The sequence below is a fragment of the Halomonas sp. C22 genome (assembly GCF_007655045.1).
Taxonomy (GTDB): domain Bacteria; phylum Pseudomonadota; class Gammaproteobacteria; order Pseudomonadales; family Halomonadaceae; genus Vreelandella; species Vreelandella hamiltonii.
The window spans coordinates 45,373-68,198 of record NZ_VBVC01000007.1 but is presented as its reverse complement, the minus strand read 5'-3'; the positions used below and the strand labels follow the sequence as shown (position 1 = coordinate 68,198).

General features: G+C 62.1%; 20 protein-coding genes and 3 tRNA genes. 10 read left to right on the top strand and 13 right to left on the bottom strand.

Annotation, left to right across the window (positions count from 1 at the left end):
- Positions 1 to 52: 52 nt before the first annotated feature.
- Complete coding sequence (locus tag FEU76_RS13690) at positions 53 to 1,357, bottom strand: M18 family aminopeptidase (protein ID WP_144983746.1); 1,305 nt, start codon at positions 1,355 to 1,357, stop codon at positions 53 to 55.
- A 138-nt stretch (positions 1,358 to 1,495) separates the two neighbouring features.
- On the opposite strand from FEU76_RS13690, the gene FEU76_RS13685 reads away from it, so the two are divergent.
- Positions 1,496 to 3,577 carry a carboxy terminal-processing peptidase gene (locus FEU76_RS13685; protein ID WP_144983743.1) on the top strand — a complete coding sequence of 694 codons (2,082 nt, stop codon included), beginning with the start codon at positions 1,496 to 1,498 and terminating at the stop codon, positions 3,575 to 3,577.
- A gap of 143 nt (positions 3,578 to 3,720) precedes the next feature.
- Here FEU76_RS13685 and FEU76_RS13680 read toward each other — a convergent pair whose 3' ends face one another.
- The 4 genes from FEU76_RS13680 to FEU76_RS13665 form a co-directional block, all read right to left on the bottom strand.
- Positions 3,721 to 4,017 (bottom strand): metalloregulator ArsR/SmtB family transcription factor, encoded by a 297-nt coding sequence (locus FEU76_RS13680; protein WP_237718591.1) that lies wholly within the window; start codon positions 4,015 to 4,017, stop codon positions 3,721 to 3,723.
- A gap of 285 nt (positions 4,018 to 4,302) precedes the next feature.
- Positions 4,303 to 4,378, bottom strand: a tRNA-Asn gene (locus FEU76_RS13675).
- Between the two features lie 55 nt (positions 4,379 to 4,433).
- Positions 4,434 to 4,509, bottom strand: a tRNA-Asn gene (locus FEU76_RS13670).
- Positions 4,510 to 4,595: 86 nt separating this feature from the next.
- A tRNA-Asn gene (locus FEU76_RS13665) sits at positions 4,596 to 4,671 on the bottom strand.
- Positions 4,672 to 4,859: 188 nt separating this feature from the next.
- Here FEU76_RS13665 and miaB point away from each other — a divergent pair.
- The 5 genes from miaB to lnt all read left to right on the top strand — a co-directional run bounded on the left by miaB (position 4,860) and on the right by lnt (position 10,357).
- The gene (gene miaB, locus FEU76_RS13660) at positions 4,860 to 6,203 is read left to right on the top strand and encodes a tRNA (N6-isopentenyl adenosine(37)-C2)-methylthiotransferase MiaB (RefSeq protein WP_144983740.1); all 1,344 of its coding nucleotides are present in this window, start codon (positions 4,860 to 4,862) and stop codon (positions 6,201 to 6,203) included.
- Between the two features lie 86 nt (positions 6,204 to 6,289).
- Positions 6,290 to 7,381 carry a PhoH family protein gene (locus FEU76_RS13655; protein ID WP_100732010.1) on the top strand — a complete coding sequence of 364 codons (1,092 nt, stop codon included), beginning with the start codon at positions 6,290 to 6,292 and terminating at the stop codon, positions 7,379 to 7,381.
- Positions 7,378 to 7,839, top strand: a complete 462-nt coding sequence (ybeY, locus tag FEU76_RS13650) for an rRNA maturation RNase YbeY (protein WP_016914441.1) — start codon at positions 7,378 to 7,380, stop codon at positions 7,837 to 7,839. The genes FEU76_RS13655 and ybeY overlap by 4 nt, the downstream gene beginning before the upstream one ends.
- A gap of 123 nt (positions 7,840 to 7,962) precedes the next feature.
- Positions 7,963 to 8,844 carry an HlyC/CorC family transporter gene (locus FEU76_RS13645; RefSeq protein ID WP_026001772.1) on the top strand — a complete coding sequence of 294 codons (882 nt, stop codon included), beginning with the start codon at positions 7,963 to 7,965 and terminating at the stop codon, positions 8,842 to 8,844.
- 49 nt (positions 8,845 to 8,893) lie between these two features.
- Complete coding sequence (gene lnt, locus FEU76_RS13640) at positions 8,894 to 10,357, top strand: apolipoprotein N-acyltransferase (protein ID WP_016914443.1); 1,464 nt, start codon at positions 8,894 to 8,896, stop codon at positions 10,355 to 10,357.
- 73 nt (positions 10,358 to 10,430) lie between these two features.
- On the opposite strand, the gene phaC is transcribed toward lnt, so the two are convergent.
- The 5 genes from phaC to prmB all read right to left on the bottom strand — a co-directional run bounded on the left by phaC (position 10,431) and on the right by prmB (position 15,412).
- Entirely contained in the window at positions 10,431 to 12,284 is a 1,854-nt protein-coding gene (phaC, locus tag FEU76_RS13635; RefSeq protein WP_144983736.1) for a class I poly(R)-hydroxyalkanoic acid synthase, read from the bottom strand.
- A 93-nt stretch (positions 12,285 to 12,377) separates the two neighbouring features.
- Positions 12,378 to 12,788: a phasin family protein gene (locus tag FEU76_RS13630; RefSeq protein ID WP_144983733.1), complete on the bottom strand. Its 411-nt coding sequence runs from the start codon at positions 12,786 to 12,788 to the stop codon at positions 12,378 to 12,380.
- Positions 12,789 to 12,915: 127 nt separating this feature from the next.
- Complete coding sequence (locus tag FEU76_RS13625; RefSeq protein ID WP_016914446.1) at positions 12,916 to 13,287, bottom strand: hypothetical protein; 372 nt, start codon at positions 13,285 to 13,287, stop codon at positions 12,916 to 12,918.
- Positions 13,288 to 13,347: 60 nt separating this feature from the next.
- Positions 13,348 to 14,439, bottom strand: coding sequence for a chorismate synthase (gene aroC, locus FEU76_RS13620; RefSeq protein WP_144983728.1), 1,092 nt, complete (start codon positions 14,437 to 14,439; stop codon positions 13,348 to 13,350).
- 13 nt (positions 14,440 to 14,452) lie between these two features.
- On the bottom strand, positions 14,453 to 15,412 hold the full coding sequence (gene prmB / locus FEU76_RS13615; RefSeq protein WP_144983725.1) for a 50S ribosomal protein L3 N(5)-glutamine methyltransferase: 960 nt from the start codon (positions 15,410 to 15,412) through the stop codon (positions 14,453 to 14,455).
- 148 nt (positions 15,413 to 15,560) lie between these two features.
- On the opposite strand from prmB, the gene FEU76_RS13610 reads away from it, so the two are divergent.
- Positions 15,561 to 16,124: a Smr/MutS family protein gene (locus FEU76_RS13610; RefSeq protein ID WP_144983722.1), complete on the top strand. Its 564-nt coding sequence runs from the start codon at positions 15,561 to 15,563 to the stop codon at positions 16,122 to 16,124.
- A 1-nt stretch (position 16,125) separates the two neighbouring features.
- Here the strand turns inward: FEU76_RS13610 and FEU76_RS13605 are convergent, their stop codons facing one another.
- A complete protein-coding gene (locus FEU76_RS13605) occupies positions 16,126 to 17,142 on the bottom strand; it encodes a patatin-like phospholipase family protein (RefSeq protein WP_186299149.1) in 1,017 nt (338 codons plus the stop codon).
- A 15-nt stretch (positions 17,143 to 17,157) separates the two neighbouring features.
- Complete coding sequence (locus tag FEU76_RS13600) at positions 17,158 to 18,057, bottom strand: alpha/beta fold hydrolase (RefSeq protein ID WP_144983719.1); 900 nt, start codon at positions 18,055 to 18,057, stop codon at positions 17,158 to 17,160.
- A 342-nt stretch (positions 18,058 to 18,399) separates the two neighbouring features.
- Here FEU76_RS13600 and FEU76_RS13595 point away from each other — a divergent pair, with 342 nt between their 5' ends.
- From FEU76_RS13595 to FEU76_RS13585, 3 genes are read left to right on the top strand one after another with little or no spacing between them, the layout of a single operon-like run.
- Positions 18,400 to 18,843: a LexA family protein gene (locus FEU76_RS13595; protein WP_144983716.1), complete on the top strand. Its 444-nt coding sequence runs from the start codon at positions 18,400 to 18,402 to the stop codon at positions 18,841 to 18,843.
- Positions 18,840 to 20,138: a Y-family DNA polymerase gene (locus tag FEU76_RS13590; RefSeq protein WP_039181115.1), complete on the top strand. Its 1,299-nt coding sequence runs from the start codon at positions 18,840 to 18,842 to the stop codon at positions 20,136 to 20,138. The genes FEU76_RS13595 and FEU76_RS13590 overlap by 4 nt, the downstream gene beginning before the upstream one ends.
- Before the next feature lie 39 nt (positions 20,139 to 20,177).
- Positions 20,178 to 21,293 carry an LBF_2804 family protein gene (locus FEU76_RS13585; protein WP_144983713.1) on the top strand — a complete coding sequence of 372 codons (1,116 nt, stop codon included), beginning with the start codon at positions 20,178 to 20,180 and terminating at the stop codon, positions 21,291 to 21,293.
- Here the strand turns inward: FEU76_RS13585 and FEU76_RS13580 are convergent.
- A complete protein-coding gene (locus FEU76_RS13580; protein ID WP_144983710.1) occupies positions 21,290 to 22,753 on the bottom strand; it encodes a sodium-dependent transporter in 1,464 nt (487 codons plus the stop codon). The genes FEU76_RS13585 and FEU76_RS13580 overlap by 4 nt on opposite strands.
- Positions 22,754 to 22,826 lie beyond the last annotated feature (73 nt).

The window sequence follows — 22,826 nt, the reverse complement described above, 5'->3', positions numbered from 1 at the left end:
GGCCTTTTTCGTTCTGGTTCGCTTTGGTCCGTTCTGGTTCGCTGACGGGTGATCAGTGCAGCGTCACGCGATTCAGGAACTGAACCAACGCGCGAGTCAGATACTCGACGTCGCGAGTGCCGGACGTTTCACGAATGGAGTGCATGGCCCACTGCGGTAAGCCCACATCGATGGTCGGCACGCCCACTTCGGTCGCCGTGATCGGACCGATGGTGCTGCCGCAGCCCATGTCCGCCCGGGTGACGAATGACTGCACAGGCACATCGGCTTCTCGACACACATCGCGAAACAGTGCGCCGGTCACGCTGTTGGTGGCATAACGCTGGCTCGCGTTCACCTTGATGACCGGCCCGCCGTTGATGGCCGGGCCATGGCGCTCATCGTGCTTGTCACGGAAATTGGGGTGCAACGCGTGGGCGTTATCGCAGGAGATCATCAGTGACGATTGAATCAGCTGAATCAGCGACTCTTCACTACCCCCGCCCACTTGCCCATTCAAACGCTTGAGCACGTCTCCCAGAAACGGCCCCTGTGCACCGCAGGCGCTGGCGCTACCAACCTCTTCATGGTCGTTGGCCACCAGTAACGCCCCCTGCTCGCCATCGCACGCCAGCAGCGCCTCCAGCCCGACGAAGCACGACAGCAAATTATCCAGCCGGGCACTGGCCAGCAGCTCCTGACGCAACCCCACCAGCGCAGGCGGCTGTACGTCGTAAAAACCCAGCTCGAAATCGACGATATCCACGGCACGTAGCCCGTGCTGCGCTTCCAGCCACTGCGCCAACAGATCGTTGAGCTTGAGATCGTTGCTCTGCAGCAGTACCGGCGCCATCTGGGTTTGCGGATTGATCGAACGACCGCCGTTGACGTCACGGTCCATGTGAATCGCCAGGCTCGGAATCATCGCCACCGGCTGCGCCACGTTCAGCAACACGCTTTCCAGCCGACCATCGGCGTGGCGCACGTGCACCCGCCCCGCCAACCCCAGCTCACGGTCGAACCAGGGCGCCAACAGCACGCCGCCATATACCTGCACACCCAACTGCAGCCAACCCGCCGAATAGTGCGTTGCGTTGGGCTTCAGGTGCAACCCAGGGCTGTCGGTATGCGCGCCCAGCATACGCAGGCTGGACAACTTTCCGGCGGGCAGTTGAAAGGCGATCAGCGACGAGTCATTGCGCGTCACGTAGTAACGCTTGCCAGGCGCAAGCTGCCAGTTGGCGGTTTCTTCCAAGCGCGTAAAGCCCGCCTGCTCCAAACGCTTCGCCATGTTCTGGGTGGCGTGCCATGGCGTGGGCGACTGCTGCAAGAAATCGCACAGTCGCGTTAAACGTTCTGCGTTGAAAGCCTCGGACATGGAAATCCTCTTTACAGTAATGATTGAGTCTCACAGGGTAAATGACCTGCTACAATGCTCCCTCGGCCTACGCAACTCATGGGCTAACTGCGTGTCTAGGGAAGAATGAGTGTACACAAATCCGGGAGAGCTTGACTGATGAGCTTGTTTGCAACGCTTTCGCGCTCGGTCGCCCTTGCTGTCATGCTGGTGGTGACCAGTCCGGCGGCGATGGCCCAACTGGCGCCGACAGACGAACAACGCCAAGCGGCCGTAGAAATTGCGGACTCGCTCCGCTATGGCCACTACGCGAACATTAATTTTGACCCGCAGTGGTCCGAGGAGGCTTTCCAGCGCTACCTGGACATACTCGATGGTCAACGCGCCTATTTGCTCAACCGTGATATTGAACCCTATCGTCATCTGGAAAACGATATGGCCGAGGCGCTGTTCGAAGGAGAACTCGACGGCGCCTTTGCACTCTACAACCGCCTGAGCGAGCGCCACACTGCTCGCCTGGAGTGGCTGCTGGCACGCCTGGACGAAGGCCTCTCGCTGGAGTTCGAAAGCGACGAGCGCCTGGAAGTGGACCGTGAAAGCGCCCCCTGGGCCAGCCGTGAAAGCGAACTCGATGAACTGTGGCGCAAGCGCCTCAAGAACGACGCTCTGACCCTGGCACTCACCGGCCAGGACGATGAGCAGATCGAGAACAACCTGCGCCAGCGCTATGAAGGCCAGCTGACCCGCCTGAGGCAGACCGAATCGGAAGACGTATTCGGTCTACTGATGGCCGCGGTGTCCAGCACCATCGACCCACACACGGGCTACCTGTCGCCCCGCCAGGGTGAATCCTTCGACATTCAGATGAGCCTTTCGCTGGAAGGTATCGGCGCCCTGCTGCAAGCCGACGGCGAGTACGTCAAGGTCTCCAGTCTGGTGCCCGGCGGCCCTGCCGACCGTGCCGGAGTGCTGGAGCCTGCTGACCGCATCATTGCGGTAGGCCAGGAAGATGGCGAGATGGTCAACGTGGTGGGCATGCGCCTGGACAACGTGGTCGATTTGATTCGCGGCCCCAAGGGCTCGGTGGTTCGCCTGGACGTCGTGCCCGCTCAGGCGGTGGACATGACCCGCTCACAAATCGTGGAAATCACCCGCGACACTGTTAGCCTGGAAGACCAGGCCGCCAAGGGCGAAGTCATTGAAGTCATGCGCGATGGCGAGCCGCACCGTATCGGCGTCATCACCGTGCCGACTTTTTACGTTGACTTCGACGCCTGGCAGGCAGGAGAAGACGAGTATCGCAGTACCACCCGCGACGTGGCTCGTGAGATCGAGAACCTCAAGCAAGAGGGCGTCGAGGGCATCGTGCTGGACCTGCGCAATAACGGCGGCGGCGCCCTGCAGGAGGCCAACTCACTGATCGGCCTGTTCATCGATCGCGGCCCCACGGTACAAGTGCGTGACGCCCAAGGCCGTATCCAGCTCTACGGCGACACCGAAGCAGGCACGCTCTACGACGGCCCGCTGACCGTCCTGGTCAACCGCCTGTCGGCCTCGGCCTCCGAGATTTTCGCGGGCGCCATTCAGGACTATGGCCGCGGCATCGTGGTGGGTGCCTCGACCTTTGGCAAAGGCACGGTACAGACCCTCAACGACCTGAGCCATGGCCAGATCAAGCTGACACGCGCCAAGTTCTACCGCATCTCTGGCGACAGCACCCAGAATCGCGGCGTAGAGCCGGACATCGCCTTCCCCAGCCTGATCGATCCCGAGCGCATTGGGGAGAGCAGCCTGGACAACGCCCTGCCCTGGGACACCGTCCAGAACGTTCAGTATCGTCGCTACGGCTCGCCGGAAACGGTCCTGCCCACCCTCATCTCGCTACATGAGGAGCGCGCCAAGGGTAACCCCAATTTCCGCTACCTGGAGCGCCAATCCACCCTGGCCCGCCAGCTGCGCGAACAGCACACCAGCGTCAGCCTGAACCGCGAACAGCGCCAGCGCGAGCTGGAAGCTCAGGAAGCCGAGCAGCTCTCGCTGGAAAACCAGCGCCGCCGCGCACTGGGTCTCCCAGAGCTGGAAGAGTGGATGGATGCCCGCAGCGACGGCACCCAGGATGACGAGACCGACACCGAGCGCGACGAAGCCGCTCCCGTCGACCGCGCTCATGTGCTGGAAGCCGCCGAAATCCTGCTCGATTTCGCACACCTGGAGAAAGCCCAGCGCATGGCACGCCGCTGAGCAGCCCCTGCCCCGACGCCTGACGGCGACAGGGCAGCCTGTCCAGGCAAAACGACCTGCACAGAACACTCCATGCAAAACGCCAGCCCCTGGGCTGGCGTTTTGCTATATGAACGCATCGACTGATGGAACCACCCACCCCGTCAGCACAAGGCCGCACGCCGAGCTGGCCGATCGCCCATCTTCAACAGGCGCTTCGTCAAGCCTGCCAACTGAACTTCGCTGCCTTTTGCCCCCGCCTCGATGATCTCCATGGCCCATGCAGGCAGCTGAGGCGCAAGGTGGTAATACACCCACTGCCCTTCGCGCTGGTCGATCAGCAGACCACACTGGCGTAACTGCGCCAAGTGACGCGACACCTTGGGCTGCGACTCCTCGAGCGCATAGGTCATTTCGCACACGCACAGCGACCGCTCCTGGGCGATCAGCAGTACCAGCATCAAGCGTGTCTCGTCGCTCAAACATTTAAAGACCTGCAGCGCCTGCAAGCCAGTTGCATCCTTCACGCGCTTCTCCAACGTTCGTTACCGTTCTGATGCTCATGCTACCGAAAAAGCTGGCGACAGGGCATCATTAAACGCCCCGAGCAAACGCAACGGACGCAACAAAGCCTTGCCATGCACCAGAGCTTGATAGGCATTAGAGATAGAGAAAAAGGAAATACGGCGTACTACGAAAGGGAGAAAAATTGATCGGCTAGATCGATCATACATGGAGAAATGAAATGGCTCCTCGAGCAGGACTCGAACCTGCGACCCAATGATTAACAGTCATTTGCTCTACCAACTGAGCTATCGAGGAACATCTGTGCGTCAGCAGCGAAACGTGCGTCGGCAATAAAAGCAGAAGAGCGAATTGGCTCCTCGAGCAGGACTCGAACCTGCGACCCAATGATTAACAGTCATTTGCTCTACCAACTGAGCTATCGAGGAACATCTGTATCGCTATTGCGTTTGAGCGAGAACCTTTACCAACCTGTTAACTTTTCAGCCATTTGCCGAGAGTTCGGGTTGGTGTTTGGCTCCTCGAGCAGGACTCGAACCTGCGACCCAATGATTAACAGTCATTTGCTCTACCAACTGAGCTATCGAGGAACTGCTCAAACACGGTGCGTAGTATACTGATAGAAACGCGCGGGTCAAGTCTCGATTACAAGTGGAGTGCTAGCCGCTGGTTCGGTGTGTCCGTATAATGCAGCCATTCAGCGGCAGACGACTGCCCAACGATTTTTTCATTCATCCCTCGTCTCTTCAGAAAGACGACCCATAGACGACAGGTACCGATGGCGAAGAAGCTCTTCATCAAAACGCACGGCTGCCAAATGAACGAGTACGACTCCTCTCGGATGGCAGACCTACTCGGCGAATCCCATCAGCTGGAGCTCACCGACAACGAGAAGGAAGCGGACGTCATTCTGCTGAACACCTGCTCGATTCGTGAAAAGGCACAGGACAAGGTCTACCACCAACTGGGCCGCTGGAAGAAGCTCAAGGACGCCAACCCGGAACTGGTCATTGGCGTAGGAGGCTGCGTGGCCAGCCAGGAAGGCGAAGCGCTGCGCAAACGCGCACCTTACGTGGACATGATCTTCGGGCCGCAAACCCTGCATCGCGTTCCCCAGATGCTCGACGCCCGCAAGAACAACCAGATTGCGGCGGTGGATGTCACCTTCCCCGAAATCGAAAAGTTCGACCACCTGCCCCAGCCCAAGTCGGATGGTGCCACTGCGTTCGTGTCGGTGATGGAAGGCTGCTCCAAGTACTGCACCTTCTGCGTGGTGCCCTACACCCGCGGCGAAGAGGTCTCGCGCCCCTTCGAAGCCGTGATGGATGAGGTCATCCACTTGGCCGACCAGGGTGTACGGGAAATCAACCTGCTGGGCCAGAACGTCAACGCCTACCGCGGCGACAATGAGGATGGCGACGAGATCGACCTGGCCGAACTGATCGCCTGCATTGCCGCCGTGGACGGTATCGACCGTATCCGCTTCACCACCTCGCACCCGGTGGAGTTCACCGATAGCCTGGTCGATGCCTTTGCCGATATCCCGGAGCTGGTGAGCCACCTGCACCTGCCGGTACAGTCTGGTTCCGACCGTATCCTGAGCGCCATGAAGCGCGGCCATACGGCGGAAGAGTACATCGAGAAAATGGAGCGCATCCGCGCCAACCGCCCGGACATCAGCTTTTCCTCCGACTTCATCATCGGCTTCCCCGGCGAGACCGAAGAGGATTTTGAAGCCACCATGGACTTGATCCATCGCATCGGCTTCGACCACTCTTTCAGCTTTGTCTACTCGGCGCGTCCGGGCACCCCCGCTTCGGGCCTGCCCGACGACACCCCGGAAAGCGTCAAGAAGCAGCGCCTGGCCATTCTGCAGGAGCGCATCCTGCAGCAGGCGGCGCAAATCAGCCGCCGCATGGTGGGCTCTACCCAGCGCATTCTGGTAACCGGGTTCTCGCCCAAGGACCCCGGCCAGCTCTCCGGGCGCACCGAGAACAACCGAGTCGTCAATTTCCGTGCCGCCAACCCCACCGAGCTGATCGGCTACTTCGTCGATGTCGAGATCACCGAAGCGCTGCCCAACTCGCTGCGTGGTGAACTGGTCTCCGCCGAGCGTTATTGAGCCTTCTCTTATCCTGGGTAATTGCCCCGACCCCGTCGGGGCATTAAGCTGAAACGTACACACACCAACGAAAGGGTTTCCTACTCTTGAGCCAGCCATCACCTCAGGCCAATCGCATCATTACCCTAAGCCTTGAACCCAATGACCCGCAGCGCCTTGCTAGCCTCTGCGGCCAGCAGGACGAGCACCTAAAGCTGATCGAGAGCCGCCTGGACGTGACGTTGCGCAACCGTGGCAACGTTTTTCAGCTGGCCGGTGCAGCCAACCGCATCAAGGCGGCTGCCAATGTCCTCGAGCACCTGTACCGCGAAACGGCGGCCGCCGAGCTATCGGCAGATACCGTCCACCTGTTCTTGCAGGAGTCCGGGCTAGAGGCTCTGGAGGAAGAGGAGGACGGTGAAGGCGGCAGCGACGAGGTGATCATGCGCACCCCCCGTGCCATGATCAAACCCCGCGGCCTGAACCAGCAGCGCTACGTGCAGAGCATCCGCGAACACGACATCAACTTCGGCATTGGGCCTGCGGGTACTGGCAAGACCTACCTGGCAGTGGCCGCGGCGGTCGAAGCGCTCAACCAGCAGGAAGTGCGCCGCATCCTGCTGGTGCGCCCGGCCGTGGAAGCAGGCGAGAAGCTGGGCTTCTTGCCCGGCGACCTGGCGCAGAAGATCGACCCTTACCTGCGCCCGCTATACGACGCGCTCTATGAGATGATCGGCTTCGAGCAGGTGGCCAAGCTGATCGAGCGTCAGGTGATCGAAATCGCGCCGCTGGCGTACATGCGTGGCCGTACGTTGAACAACTCCTACATCATTCTCGATGAGAGCCAGAACACCACGCCGGAGCAGATGAAAATGTTCCTGACGCGGATCGGCTTTGGCTCGACGGCGGTGATCACCGGCGACATTACTCAGGTGGACCTGCCGCGTGGCCAGCGCTCGGGGCTTTCCCAGGTGCTGGACGTGCTCAAGGAGACCCCCGGCATCGGCGTGACCCATTTTGCTGCCAAGGACGTGGTGCGTCACCCGCTGGTGCAACGCATCATCGAAGCCTATGACGAGTTCGAGTCGCAGCAGGAAGTAGCCGAACGCGCCCGCCGCGAGGCGCGTCAGCAAGAGCGCGAAGCGCGCATGCTGGCCCTCGAACGCCAGGGCAATCGCGCTGGAGACGGCGACCAATGAACGAGCCGATGATCGATCGGCAAGCGGCCATCGACGAACCGCTGCTGCCCTCTCTCGACCAGCTCACCCAATGGGTGAGCTGCGTGTTTGCTCGCCATCCAGACGACGACCGCCAGGAGCTGACCATCCGCTTCGTGGATGAAGCCGAGAGTCAGGCGCTGAACCGCGACTACCGAGGCAAGGACAAGCCCACCAACGTGCTGTCGTTTCCTTTCGAGAACCCGCCTGGCATCACGCTGCCCCTGCTGGGCGATCTGGTCATCTGCCACGCGGTGGTGGCCCGGGAAGCCCATGAGCAGCACAAGCTGCTGGAGCACCATTACGCACACATGGTGGTTCACGGCACCCTGCACCTGATGGGCTATGACCATATCGAAGAGCAGGAAGCCGAAGAGATGGAGCAGCTCGAGCGGGAGCTGCTGGCGACCCTGAAGATCGATGACCCTTATCAGGCGTGAGCGGTTTTGTTGCAGAAAGCTGCCGCTAGCGGTGGTGTCTGCCGCCACTCAGTGATACAACGATGAGCGGTCATCATCCCCCTTTATCGAACTACCTTGCCCGTAACTGAGAGAACTGACGCAATGAGCGAAGACCGATCGAGCAATCCCAATCAAAAATCATGGCTCGAGAAACTCTTTGGCGCCCTTTCCGGAGACAGCGACGAACCCAGCTCACGAGATGAGCTAATGACGTTTCTACGCCACACGGCCGGCAAGCTGAAACTGGATCAGGACGCTATCATGATCATTGAAGGCGCCCTCGAGATCAGCGCCCAGCAGGTTCGCGAAATCCTCATCCCGCGCTCTCAGGTCACCGCCATCGCCCTGGATCAGACCAGTGACGACTACCTGCCGCTGATTCAGGAGACCGGCCACTCCCGCTACCCGGTGGTGGGTGAAAATCTCGACGACGTCAAAGGCATTCTGCTGGTCAAGGACCTGCTGCCGCTGCTCTCCCAGACCCAGGCACAGCGCGACGCCTTCAAGCTGGAAGACGTGCTGCGTCCGGCCATGTTCATTCCCGAATCCAAGCGCCTCAACAGCCTGCTCAAGGAGTTCCGCGACACCCATAACCACATGGCCATCGTCGTGGACGAGTATGGCGGCACCGCGGGCATTATCACCATCGAGGATATCCTCGAACAGATCGTGGGGGATATCGAGGACGAGCACGATACCGACGAAGAGGACGATATCCGCACGCTGGAAAACGGCCACTTCGCCATCCGTGCCTTGACGCCCATCGAAGACTTCAATGAACGCTTTGGCACGGCCTTTTCCGATGATGAGTTCGACACCGTGGGGGGGCTGGTCATGCAGCAATTCGGCCACCTGCCCGGCCGTGGCGAGCACACTACGCTAGGAGGTTGGCGCTTTATCATTCTGAATGCCGATAACCGGCGCATCCGCCTGCTCGAGGCCTATCGTGAACGCGATGCCGACGACGAGACCGACACCGACTAGCCACCACTGGCGCTGCGTTACCGTTGCACCCTGCTGACAGGATATTGCTATGAGGTTGACTCCCACGTTACCACTTCAACTGCTGGCCGCCCTGGTGGCCGGTGGTTTTACCACGCTCACCGCCTCCCCTTTCGAACTCTGGTGGCTGGGGCCTGTCGCCATTGGCCTGCTCTTTCTGGGCCTGCATCAGCTGAGCCCGGCTCAGGCCGCGCTGAAGGGCTGGCTGTACGGGGTCGCGCTGTTTGCCAGCGGCACCTCCTGGGTATACGTCTCGATCCATGATTACGGCTATACCGGCATGCCCTTGGCGGTCTTTCTCACCGCGCTGTTCGTGACCGTACTGGCGCTGTTTTTCGCGGGTACGTTCTGGCTCTATCGACGCTTCGTCGGCCCCCGTTGGGCAGTAGTGACCTTCGCCGGTGCCTGGGTACTGGGTGAGGTACTGCGCACCTATCTGTTTACCGGGTTTCCCTGGCTACTGGTGGGGTCGAGCTACGTCGACTCGCCCTTGGCCAGCTGGGCTCCGGTCGGCGGTGTCTATTGGCTCTCATTGCTGGTCGTTTTGAGCGGCACCCTGGGTGTGGCCTTCCTGTGCCGTCAGTGGTGGGCAGCGCTGCCGCTGGCGGCCATCTGGCTCACGCCTCTGGCACTGCCCCAGCACTGGACCACGCCGGTGGACGAACCCACTCGCGTGGCCCTGCTTCAGGGCAACCTTCCGCAGCTACTGAAATGGACACCGGAAGGCCAGCGCAGCGCTGCCAACATCTACAGCGACCTGACCCGTCAGGTCGCAGACGATGCTGACCTGATCCTGTGGCCAGAGACCGCGCTGCCTATGATCGACAGTCAGGCGCGCCCGGTACTGGAGCGCGTGCAGAGCAACCTGCCACCTGAAACGGCGCTGCTCACCGGTATCGTGCAACTGGACGAGGCCAATCGCTACTTCAACAGTGTGATTGGTATCGGCAACGTGGAAGGCAGCTACCAGAAAGAGCATCTGGTACCGTTCGGTGAGTACTTGCCGCTGGAAAGCGTGCTGCGCGGGGCGATCAACTTCTTCGACCTGCCCATGTCCAGCTTTAGCAAGGGAGCATCTCATCAGGTGCCCATGCAGGCCGCCGGGGTCACCATCGGTAACGCGATCTGTTACGAAATCATCTATCCGCAACTGGTGGCACGCCGCGCCATGGATAGCGATGTCATCGTCACGATCTCCAACGACACCTGGTTCGGCGCCTCCATCGGCCCACACCAACACCTGCAAATGGCGCGCCTGCGTGCGTTGGAAAATGGCCGCTACGTGGTGCGTGCCACCAGCAACGGCATTACCGCCATCATCGACCCCCGCGGCAGGCTCGTCGACCGTGCACCGCAGTTCGAAACCACCTACCTGACCGGCGAGTTCCACGCCATGCAGGGGCTCACGCCCTTCACCCGCATGGGTAGCTGGCCCACCTGGCTGCTGGCAGGCCTGCTGTTGCTGCCTGGGGTTGTACGTCGCCGCGCAGGATAACGCACCTTGCTAGCCCTGCCTGCTGCCGAGCCCCCGCATTGACGCCGTTGACCGGCGAGCGGGGGCCTTGCTTTTAGCGGGCCGAGGGGGTTTCCCCCAGCACTTCTGGAATGGTCATTTTCACATAGCGGCCTGGGGCGGGCTCGATCACCTTTAACTGCCCCTCTCCGGGCTGACGGGCTGGCACCATTTTCTTCGGGTCGGCATCCGCGTAGCCGTTTTCCGTCACCCAGGCCTGCCAGTGCGGCCACCAGGAGCCTTCGTTGAAGGTCGCCCCTTGCTGCCATGCATCGTGGGAGTCCGGCAGCTCGTCGTTCGTCCAGTAGCCGTACTTGTTCTTGTGCGGCGGGTTAACGATCCCGGCGATATGCCCGGAGCCCCCTAACACGAAGGTCACTGGCCCCTTGGGCAGCAGCGCACCGTAGTAAGTACTGTTCCACTTGGCAATGTGGTCTTCCTTGGTCGAGACGAAATAGCTGGGCGCCGAGATCTTGCGCAGGTCGATCTTGACGTCATCCAGCTCGATGCCACCGGGCTCTACCAGGCGATTTTCCAGATACATGTGGCGCAGGTACCAGGCGTGGGTACCTGCGGTCAGGTTGGTGCCATCGGTGTTCCAGTAGAGCAGATCGAACGCCGCAGGCTCGTCACCTTTCAGGTAGTTGTTGATGTAGAACGACCAGAACAGGTCGTTTTCCCGCAGCAGGTTGAAGGTGTACGCCATGGAGCGACCGTCCAGGTAGCCCTTGAGCTGCATGCTCTGCTCCAGCCCTTGAATGACGCGCTCGCTGAGAAAGACGCCAATGTCGCCCGGGTCGCGGAAGTCCTGCAGCGTCGCCATGTAGGTCACCGACTTGACCTTGCGGCCACGACGCGTGCTGGTCAGGTAGGCCACCGTGGACGCCGTGAGCGTTCCTCCCACGCAGTAGCTGACCAGGTTGACCGACTTTTCGCCGCAGGCCTGCTCGATGGCCTCCATGGCACTGATCGGCCCCAGCTGCATGTAGTCGGCCCAGGTGATGTCGCGTTGAGCAGGGCCAGGGTTGCGCCAGGAGATCAGAAACACCGTGTGCCCCTGCTCTACCAGCCACTTGACCAGCGAGTTGTCATCGCGCAGGTCGAGAATGTAATACTTGTTGATCCATGGCGGCACGATCAACAGCGGCGTCTTGAAGGTTTTCTCGGTGGTCGGGGCGTACTGAATCAGCTGAATCAGCTCGTTTTCGTATACCACAGAGCCCGGCGTCACGGCGATGTTGTCGCCGACCCCGAAGGCGCTACGGTCGGTCATGCGTACATTGACCCCTTCGGCCGAGTTGGCCAGGTCTTCGCGCAGGCGGGTCAGGCCGTCCACCAGGTTCTGCCCCTTGGTCTCCAGCGTACGCCGCATGACTTCCGGGTTGGTGGATACGAAGTTGGTGGGCGACATGGCGCTGACCACCTGACGCGCATAGAACGCCAGGTTGCGCTTGTGGGTGGGGTCCAGCCCGTTCAGGCCGTCGATCAGCTCCTCGACCATCTGCGAAAACAGCAGGTACTGCTGCATGATCGCCATGTAGTAGGGGTCCTGGCGCCAGGCCTCGTCGCTGAAGCGGCGGTCATGCTTGGGGGGCGTGATCAGCGGCGTGACCTGCTCGCCCGCCATGGCGCGAAGGCCCTGCTGCCACAGCAGCCACTGGTCCTGGATCAGCCGCGATTGGGTTTGCCACAGCAGGTTGGGGTTGCTCATCAGCGACTGGGCTGCCGCCTCGAAGCTTTCACGCATGTCACGGTAGACCGAGTCTGCGGCTTCACTGGGCACGATGCGCTGTAGCAGGTCTTCGAGCAGCCCCTTGTACTGCTCGGCAACGTCGTCCAATTGAGCTTTCCAGGCCTCCATTTCCGACTGGGTTAGCGGTTGAGACGGTATTTTCCACCCTGACTGCATACGAGTTCCCCCTCGCGTGCCGAGCATTGTTCGCTCTGACAGCTCATCCAAAAGAACGCGGCGCCTCATCGGCGCCGCGAACAGTATGTGATATCAGCTCTTGCGTGACGACTGGCTGGTGGCCTTGGCCGAGGACTCGCCTTTCGCGGTTGCCGTGGCCTGTTCGCTCATTTTTTGCCCGGCTTCGCTGAACAGCCTCTCCATTTCTGTCTTGAACTGCAGGGTCATCTCGCCCATGGCGCGGGCATCTTCCTGCATCTGCTGGGAAAGCTCGTTCATCATTTCCGCTTGCCGGGTACCGAAGTCACGCAGGCTTTCGGCATCGTTGATTTCGGTGGCGCTGCGAATACGCTCGGTCCCCATCTGGCTGTAGCGCTTCATGGCTTCCAGCTGGTACTGGGTCATCTTTTCCATGTTGTTGAGCATCAGCGAGTTCATCTTGCGCATCGGCTCGAACATCTGGCGGGTCTGGGCGCTGAACGCCTCTAGCATCTTGTCTTGCATTGTGGTAGCTCCTGTCTCTCATTCCCTGGCATGAGCCTGGAGTGGCTCATTCACATCGCAATTATTGTGCATCGCACAAAGAGTAATCGCTGGCTTACCGCTTGACAACTCTGCTTTGGCGGCAGCCCTACCCTTTAGCGCGGGTTCGTGACGAGGCGGCTTTCGCCTTGGTACCTCGACTGCTGGCCGTGCTGGGTGCCTCTTGCTCCTCGCGGGACTGGCTGCTGCTGGTGGCACTGGAACCCGCCTGCCGCAGCATGTCCAGCATCATCTGCTGGTAGGTACCGAAGTTGGCCAGCCCCTGCGATAGCCCTTGTTGCATCATCGGCTGCTGCAGGAACGGGCGCATCAGGCTCATGGGGTCGTAACCCTCCACCCCGGACTCCATCTGGTGCTGGATGTTATCCAGCAGGCTTTGCTGAAACGCCTCGACATCCGGTAGCCCCAGCGAACGCCGAAACTCGTCCGGCGTCAGGTCAAACTCAACGTTGATCTTCATAGGCGACTCCTTGACCGTCATGCTTGAGTGTAGCAGCGAACCCCGAGGCGTACCGTGGCGTTATCGCTGGCCGATGGCCGGTGTATCAACGCTGACATCGGCATTCTGCCCACGGTGGCGCAGCCAGTGGTCCAGCAGCGTCATGGCCATCATGGCTTCGGCAATCGGCGTGGCACGAATGCCCACACAGGGGTCATGACGCCCCTTGGTAATTACCTCCACCGGCTCGCCGTGCACGTCGATCGAACGGCCCGGCGTGGTGATGCTGGAGGTCGGTTTCAGCGCCAGCCGTGCCACGATGGGCTGGCCACTGGAAATACCGCCCAGCACGCCCCCGGCATGGTTGGAGAGGAACCCGTCAGGAGTCAGCTCATCGCGGTGCTCGCTGCCCCGCTGTGCCACGCAGCCAAAACCGGCACCAATCTCGATGCCTTTTACCGCATTGATGCTCATCAGACCATGCGCCAGATCAGCATCCAGACGATCGAACACCGGCTCGCCAAGCCCCACCGGCACGCCTTCCGCAACCACGGTGATCTCTGCCCCCACCGAGTCCTGGTCACGGCGCAGCTGATCCATGTAGTTTTCCAGCTCAGGCACTTTGTCCGGATCGGGGCAGAAGAAGGCATTCTGCTCGACGCTGTCCCAGCCTTTGAAGTCGATCTTGATCGGCCCCAGCTGGCTCATGTAGCCACGAATCTGAATGCCCTGCGCCGCCAGTACTTTCTTGGCAATGGCTCCGGCCGCCACGCGCATGGCGGTTTCACGGGCGCTGGAGCGCCCGCCCCCCCGGTAGTCACGATGCCCGTACTTGTGATGGTAGGTGTAGTCGGCATGGGCGGGCCGGAACTGATCCTTGATCTTCGAGTAGTCCTTGGAGCGCTGGTCGGTATTCTCGATCAGCAGGCCAATGGAGGTCCCCGTGGTCTTGCCTTCGAACACGCCAGAGAGAATGCGCACCTGATCCGGCTCCTTGCGCTGGGTGGTATGCCGGGAGCTGCCGGGGCGGCGGCGGTCCAGGTCGCCCTGCAGGTCGGCTTCGCTAATCTCGATACCGGGCGGGCAGCCATCGACGATGGCTCCCAGCGCAGGGCCGTGGCTTTCGCCAAAGGTGGTGACGGTAAACAGTTTGCCAAAGGTGTTGCCAGACATGGGCGTTATTTCCTCACGCAAAAGACGCCGCATGGGCGTCGAGTTCAGCGGCGCTCAGGGCAAACACGCCCTGGCCGCCACGCTCGAAGTCAAGCCACATAAAGGGCACGTCGGGGAAAGCGGCCTCTACATGGCGGTCGGAGTTGCCCACCTCGACGATCAGCCAGCCGTCGTCGCTCAAATGGCGGCGCGCGTCACGCAGAATACGCCGGACGATATCCAGCCCATCGCTGCCAGCGCCCAGCGCAAGGTCAGGCTCGTGGCGGAATTCGGCGGGCATGGTCGCCAGGTCGCGGGCGTCCACGTAGGGCGGGTTCGAGACAATCAGGTCAAATGTCTGCCCCTGAAGGCCGCTGAACACGTCCGACTCCCAGGCGCGTACCCGGTCACCGACATCGTGACGGGTGATGTTCTGACGCGCCACGGCCAGGGCGTCCTGGCTGATATCCGCCAGCGCGACATCACAGGTGGGCAGCACCAGCGCCGTGGCGATGCCGATACAGCCGGAGCCGGTACACAGGTCCAGCACCCGAGCGGGGGGCTCTTCGGGGAACCAGGCGGCAAAGCCATCTTCGATCAGCTCGGCAATGGGCGAGCGCGGAATCAGCACGCGCTCGTCTACCGAGAAGGGGTAACCCGCGAAAAAGGCCTCACCCAGCAGGTAGGGCAACGGACGACGAGTGGTGATGCGCTCGCGGGCGAGCTGGATGATGCGCGAACGCTCCATGGGGAGCAGCCGCGCATCGAGCACGGCGGGGTCGACGTTCCAAGGCAGGTGCAGCGCGCCTAAGCAGAGCGCGACTGCCTCATCCCAGGGTGACTGCGTGCCGTGCCCATAGTGCAACCCCGCCAGATAGAACTCGCTGGATACCCAGCGCAAATAGTCCCGCAGTGTGTAAAGATCGCTTATCAGCGCCGTATCAGGCAGTGATAGCGTTGAGGGGGAGGACTCATCAGAGAGGTGCGTGGTCACAAGGGCTCCTGGCGTCAAAAGTTCGTTGGGGGATTGTACCTTTGACGCTGCCCGGTTCACAGCAGCGCCAAGCTCGCTATACTGTCTCGCCTTAGCGTTTTTTATCTACCGCCCCTTTTTTCACCACTTTAGTTGATTCGAGCCGACCATGACGCGACACCTGCCCAACGACGACGATATCAGTGCCTTTCGCCAGGCACTGCAGGAAGCAGGCGTACGCCGTATTGCCACCAACCAGGCGAACCCCGGCAAACCCAAACGGCAACCCGACAATCGCGAGGCCCGCCGCCGCGCCGCCGTGGAAAGCAACACGCTGCAGGCCAGCGGCCGCACCTCCGACGGGCGTGTCGAAGCCGTGCGCCCCTCCGAGTACCTGGAGTTCAGCGTGCCGGACCTGCCCTGGCGCACCTTCAGCCAGCTCAAACGGGGGCAAACCGCCTGGCAAGCAGGACTCGACCTGCATGGCTACACGCTGGAAGAGGCCCGCCTGGAGCTGGAGAGTTTTCTGGGCGATGCCGCAGCACAGGGGCTGCGCTGCGTGCTGGTGGTACACGGCAAGGCGTGGGGCAGCAGCGCGGATTTCCCTGTCTTGAAGAGCCACACCAACGCCTGGTTGCGAGAGTGGCCTGGCGTGCTGGCATTTTGCTCCGCCACCGACGTGGATGGCGGCACAGGGGCGGTCTATATTCTGCTGCGCAAACGCGGCCAGTAGCTCACTCGGTAGCGTCCGAGGCAATACTGGGCATGCGCCGCTCCAGCGCCTGATCTGCCAGATGGCGCCCCAGGCGAATCAACTCGTTGGCGCGGTGGAACTCATAGGTACTGCAAACGGTTTTGGGCACTTCGATCAGCACATCCGGCGGATATCCGGCCACCTTGTACTTGGCTAGCGCCGCCTGGGTGATATCGAACGACTCCAGAATCATGTCCAGTTTGCCCCACTCCCGCTTGCCGCGCAGGTCGACGGTTTCATCGTCATCGCTCTCCTCTTCACCGCCGCCCAGGCCACCCCACAGTCGGCGCGTGGTGGCGCGCACGTCGCGCATCCAACCGCCAATGTTGGCCTCTCGCTCGCGCTCCGAGGGGGTCTGCGGCAGGGCAGGCTCGTCACGGGGCAGCAACTCTTCCAGGGTCACCGGCTGCGGGCTATGGGCCGTCACGTTCACCGCCACCACAAAATCCGCTTCATGGGCGGCCAGAACGGGCATCATCGGCAGCGGGTTGAGCAGCCCGCCATCCACCAGCACCTGCTCGCCCAGGTTCACCGGAGTAATCACGCCAGGCACCGCAATGGAGGCGCGAATGGCGCGTAGCAGCGGGCCATTTTGAAACCATACTTCCCGCTGGCGCACGAGGTCGGTGGCCACAGTGGTCACGGGGATCGGCAGATCCTCGATCAGTACGTCACCCACCAGCTCTTCCAGCTTGCTCATGACCTTGTTGGCCCGCATGGCCCCCATGGGGCTCCAGGTCACATCGACCAGCTTCAGCACGTCCAGATAGTCGAGATGGCACACCCAATCCCGGTACTGAGGCAGCTTGCCCGATGCGTAGATACCGCCAATCAGAGCGCCCATGGAACAGCCCGCTATCGAGATGATCTCGAAGCCCCGCGCTTCCAGCGCCTCGATCACACCGATATGCGCGTAGCCTCTGGCCCCGCCGCTGCCCAGCACCAGGGCCACCTTGTTTCCCTCACCCAGCGCTCTCCCTGCCAACAGACTCACCACGGCACACCCTCCTTCTTATTTTTCACCGCTCCACTCTTCACCACTGGGGCTACGGCAAATCACCTCGGCGACCTGGGCCACGGCCTGCGGCTCCAGATGAAGGTGGTGCCCCCCCGCCAGCACATGACGAGTGAGGCGGGGTACCGCCTGCCGAGCGGCCACCGCCCACTGGCGCTCGCCGAGAATACCGCGCTCTCCTTCTATCAATAGCACGGGGGCTTGAATCTCTGCCAGTATGGCCAGCACCTGCTGTGGCGTCAGGCGGACCAGGGAAGGCTTCAGCAGGCGGCTGTCGGTGCGCATGGCGACCTTGCCATCCGCCGTGGCCTGGGTGTTACGCTCGACCAGCGGCCTGGCCGTGATGGCATCCAGCGGCGTCACGCCGCCTGCCACCCGGGCGGCAACGGCCTGTTCGATATCCGCATACCGGGGCGTGCGCGAAGCGACACGGCGGTGGGCGGTGAGGCCCTTGCGCAGCTGGCTGGCCGTCTCCTCTGCGGGCGTATTCAGTGCCCCCAGGCCATCCAGCAGCACCAGCCGTGCGACACGCTCGGGCAGCGCCGCTGCCAGCAGGCAGGAGACCGCCGCCCCCATCGAGTGCGCCAGCAACGTGGCCTGCTCGATCTCCAGCGCCTCCATGGCATCCAGCACATCGTGAAGGTAGTCCCACAGCGCATAGTCGCTGCCGAAGGGCGTATGGGCCGAGTGGCCGTGCCCGCGAAAATCGAGGGCAACGATACGAATGTTCAGTCGCTTGACCAACAAGGGGGCCAGCCGTGAGAAGCTCGCCGCGTTATCCAGCCAGCCGTGCAGGGCGACCCATACCGGGGCATCGTGGCGCCCCCAGCTCAGGGCCGCCAGGCGCCCATTGACCAACGACAGCGGCGTACTGCCGCTAAACTCGGAACCTTTCATCAGCCCTCTCTTCTTCACGAAAAACCATGCGCCGGATGACGCTTCGAGCACCAAACGTTACCATGCCTGGCGCAGCCTATGCGCTGCTTTCGAGCGGCCCATGGTGGGCCACCCTTGCCTATCTGCTGGAGACAACCCGATGAAACCTCGTCGCGACACCCGCGCTCGCAATCTCGTGTTCTGGATCACGGTCATCAGTGCGCTGGTGGTTGGCCTCTGGCTGGCCCGTTAGCCCCCGTACTCATACCTTCATCCCGGCACCTTGCATTTTTTTCCGCATAAATGAATACTGGCTACAAATACTGTATATAAACACACTATTCATTCGTGAGGAGCCCGACGATGCCGTCTCAACCCACTGCCGTTGCGACCGCCTTGCCGTTAACGCCCTTGCCTCTTCCGTTTGCCTCGCTGAGTGGTCGCGCGGGTTTTAGCGGCTTTCCTTCCCCCGCGCAGGATTACGAGCCACGCACGCTGGACCTCAACACCCGGCTGATCAAGCACCCGACACAGACGTTCTACCTGACCGCCCGCGGCGACAGCATGGAGGGGTGGGGCATCTTCGACGGCGACCTGCTGGTGGTAGACCGCAGCGTGCCGCCTAGGCTGGGCCACATCGTGGTCGCCCTGTTCGACCAGGAGCTGTTGATCAAGCGCTACGCGCTGTATCGCGGTGCGCCGCATTTGTGCTCGTCTCACCCGCACTACCCTCCGCTGCCGCTGGAAGAGGCCGAGTGCCAGCTATGGGGGGTAGTGCGCGCCGTCATTCATGAGTATTTGCCATGATCGGTCTGGTGGATGCCAACAACTTTTACGTTTCCTGCGAGCGGGTATTCCAGCCCACGCTGGAAGGCAAGGCCGTGGGCGTCATGTCCAACAACGACGGCTGCGTGATTGCGCGCTCTGCCGAGCTGAAAGCCATGGGCATTGCCATGGGGACGCCAGCGTTCCAGCTGGAAGGGCTGCGGCGTCGGGGCCAGATCCATTTGTGCTCCTCCAACTACGAGCTGTACGGCGACATGTCGGCGCGGTTGGCACAGCTGCTGCGCGAAGCCTGCCCAGAGGTCGCCCCCTACTCCATCGATGAGATGTTCATTTACCTGGATGGCTTCGATGACGCCCAGTGCCAGGCCATGGGCGTGGCGCTACGCCGCCGTGTTCGCCGTTACCTGGGGTTGCCCGTCTGCGTTGGGCTGGCGGCCACGCATACGCTGGCCAAGCTGGCCAATCACGTGGCCAAGCAGCAGCCCCACTATCAAGGGGTATGCCTGCTGGCTGCCCACACCGCCACCACCCAGGCACTGCTCAAACAGCTTCCGGTGAGCGAGGTATGGGGAGTCGGCCGACGGCTTGCCGAGCAGCTCGCCGTGAGCGGTATTCGTACCGCCTGGCAGCTGCGCGAGAGCGACCCCAAGCAGTTGCGCAAGCGCTTTTCGGTAGTGTTGGCGCGCACCGCCCTCGAGCTGCGCGGCACGCCCTGCCTGGAGATGAACGCCGTCGAACAGCCCCGCCAACGCATCATGACCTCGCGCTCTTTCGGGCGTGCCACGGGGCGCAAGGAGGAGCTGCACGATGCATTGCGCCAGCACGCCCAGCGCAGCGCCGAGAAACTGCGCCAGCAGGGTAGCCTGGCCCGTGCGGTGCTGATGTTTCTGACCACCAGCCGCCATCGCAAGGACCTGCCCCAGCTGGCCCCCCGCGCCATGATTCCCCTCGATGCTCCCACCGACGACACGCGGCTCATTCTGCAGGCCGTCAAGGAAGGGATGGAGCAGATGTACCGCCCCGGCTACGTGTTCATGAAAGCAGGCGTCATGCTGGTGGACTTGGTAGACGCCCAGCAGTACCAGCTCTCGCTGCTGGCACCGCCCGCCAAGGCGCACCCCCACGTGATGCGGGCGGTGGATGCCATCAACCAGCGGATGGGGCAAGGCACCATCCACTTTGGCATGCGCGACCCGGACGCCGCTTGGCAGCTGCGCTGCGGGCACCGTTCGCGCCGCTACACCACGCGTTGGAACGAGTTGCTGGAAGCCGGTACCCACCCGGGAGCCATCGCGGCGTTTACTTCTCACCGATAGCCGCTAGGCTAGTGATTCCGTACGCCAAAAGTTTGCCTTATGTCCTATCAACGACCTGATGACGAGTATGCGCCCAGCCCGGACGTGGCCCATCGCTGGGCGAGCCGCTACATCACGGGCTACCTGCAGCGCCATCCTGCCCATTCGGCCCCTGACGCTGCAGCAGTGCAGAAGGCGCGCCGCTGGATCATCGTATGGGCCGCGCTGGCAGGTATCGTCTCGGGCACCTTGATAGGTGGAGCGGAGTGGTGGATGCGGGCACACGCCGTCGACAACTGGGAAGCGTTGGGGTGGCAGGCACAGCTTCCCTACTGGGCAGGCTACATGCTGTTTGCTGGCGTCGTCACCGTGCTGGAAATCGGCTTTCTCTACTGGAACTCTCTGCGCGGCGTGGCGCAGGTCAGCCGCCTGGCAGGCTTGCCCTACCCCAGCGCCTCCCCGATGCCGCCCGCCGTGCAGCTGACCATCCACGGCGTATCCAGAACCGCACTGGAGTACCCCAGTGCAGGCCACCGGATTTACGGGGTCGACCCCCACGCGTACCTGCACGGCTGGAAGCTGACCTGCCGAGCCATTCTTTACCGCTTGAAGGTGAGCCTGAGCAGCTTTGTGCTGCGTTTGGTCATGCGCCGCCTGCTGGGCCGCCTGACGCTGCGTGGCATGCTCCCCCTGCTGTCTGGGCCGCTCTACGCCGTCTGGAATGGCTGGATTGCGGCACGCATCACCCAGGATGCCTACCTGCAAGCGCGCGGGCCTGCGCTGGTCGAGCAGATGATGGAAGCGTTATCCGGACACGATGCCGATATCCGCGCCCTGGTCGCCCAGGGCGTGGGAGAACTGATCATGCGCAACCAGCACCCGCACCCCAACCTGGTGCTCCTGCTGGCTCGGCTGCTGGACAGCCAGCCGGAACCGCCCGGCACGCTGCAGGTCGATTGGCCGGCGACCTTGCGTGCTTATGCGCAGTTGACCGGCCAGCCGCAACAGGCGGTGCTGGCGGCCCTGAGCCAGGCCACGCTGTTGAGCGGCCCTTTGCGAGGCGCCCGCCAGCGCTTCCTTGGCGACGTATTCGCTACCTGCCAGACGCCGCTGCCCCACCGCCAGCTCAACGACCTTCAGCGCCGCCTGAACACCGTGCAGGATTGGCCTTCCTAGGCAGCTTTCAGGGCCTTGCGCAAGCGTGGGCTCAAGGTTTCACCCGCTGCCATCATGGCCACCAGGATCGCCAGCAGCCACGGCCAGTGCTGGGCAAACGAGACCTGATAGAGGCCCAGGGCATCGACGAAGATGACCAGGATGCCCAGCGGGCTGACATAACGCACCATGGTCAGCCACAGCGTATAGGGCAGCGGAGCCAGCCCCAGCTCGTCGCGGAACGTCTCGCTCTTGAGCACGAACCCGGCCAGCAGCACCATGCCCAACCCGCCCAGCGGCATCATCCAACGGGACGTCAGGTAGTCCAGCCAGTCGAAGAAGTGCCTGCCCGCCAGCGTCCAGTCAGCGCCCAGATTGAACGACAGCATCGCCAGCGTGCTGATCAGCCACAGCACGATCCCGGTGGACCAGGCGGCCACCGGACGCGTGATGCCCTTGTTGTCGCACAGCCAGGAGACGGTGGCTTCGACCATCGAGATGGACGAGGTCAGTGCCGCCATGGAGAGCATCAAAAAGAACAGAATACCGAACAGGGTACCCAAGGGCATGGCCTGGAAAGCCAGCGGCAGGCTCATGAAAATCAGTCCTGGCCCTTCGCCAGGATTCATGCCGTTGGCAAAGATCACCGGGAAGATCGCCAGCCCGGCCATCAGCGCCACCACGGTATCGGCCAGCGCCACGCTGACCGTGGTACGCCCGATGGAGGCCCCTTTGGGGAGATAGCTGCCGTAGGTGAGAATGGCCCCCGAGGCCAGCGACAGCGTAAAGAAGGCGTGCCCCAGCGCCGCCAGCATACCGGCACTGGACAGGCTGCCCGCATTGAACGAGAACAGGAAGCGGACGGCGTCGCCAAAGCCACCGGAAAACACGCCAAACACGATCAGCAGCACCAGCATCAGCACCAGGCCCGGCATCATCCAGCTGACGCTCTTCTCGATCCCCTCCTGTACGCCCTTGCCCACGATCAGCATGGTCAACAGCGTCACCAGCGTGCTCCAGCCGCCCAGCACCCACGGGTTGGCGTTATTGGCCGCAAAGATCGCCGCCATGTCATCGACGCTGCTGCCCGCCAGGCCACCGGAGAGCATCTTCCACAAGTAGGAGAAGGACCACCCGGCCACCACCACATAGAACGACAGAACCATGAATCCGCACAGCATGGCCATCCAGCCGATCAGCGACCAGCCGGAGGAACGCCCCGACTCGCTGACCACCCGGCGAATGGCATCGATGGGGCTACCGCGACCACGACGACCAAAAGCGATCTCGGTCATCATCACGGGCACCCCGACGGCCAGGATGCAGGCCAGATAGACCAGCACGAAAGCGCCACCACCGTACTCACCGGTGATATAGGGGAATTTCCAGATATTGCCCAAGCCTACCGCCGAGCCGGTAGCTGCCAACACAAAGCCCCAGCGGCCCAGCCACTGAATACGCGGTTGTCCAGAAGACGCCATGCCCTTCTACCCTGTCAGAAAAAAGCGCCTATCCTAGAGGATTTTGCCCTCGAAGCCCACGCATCTCTGGGCC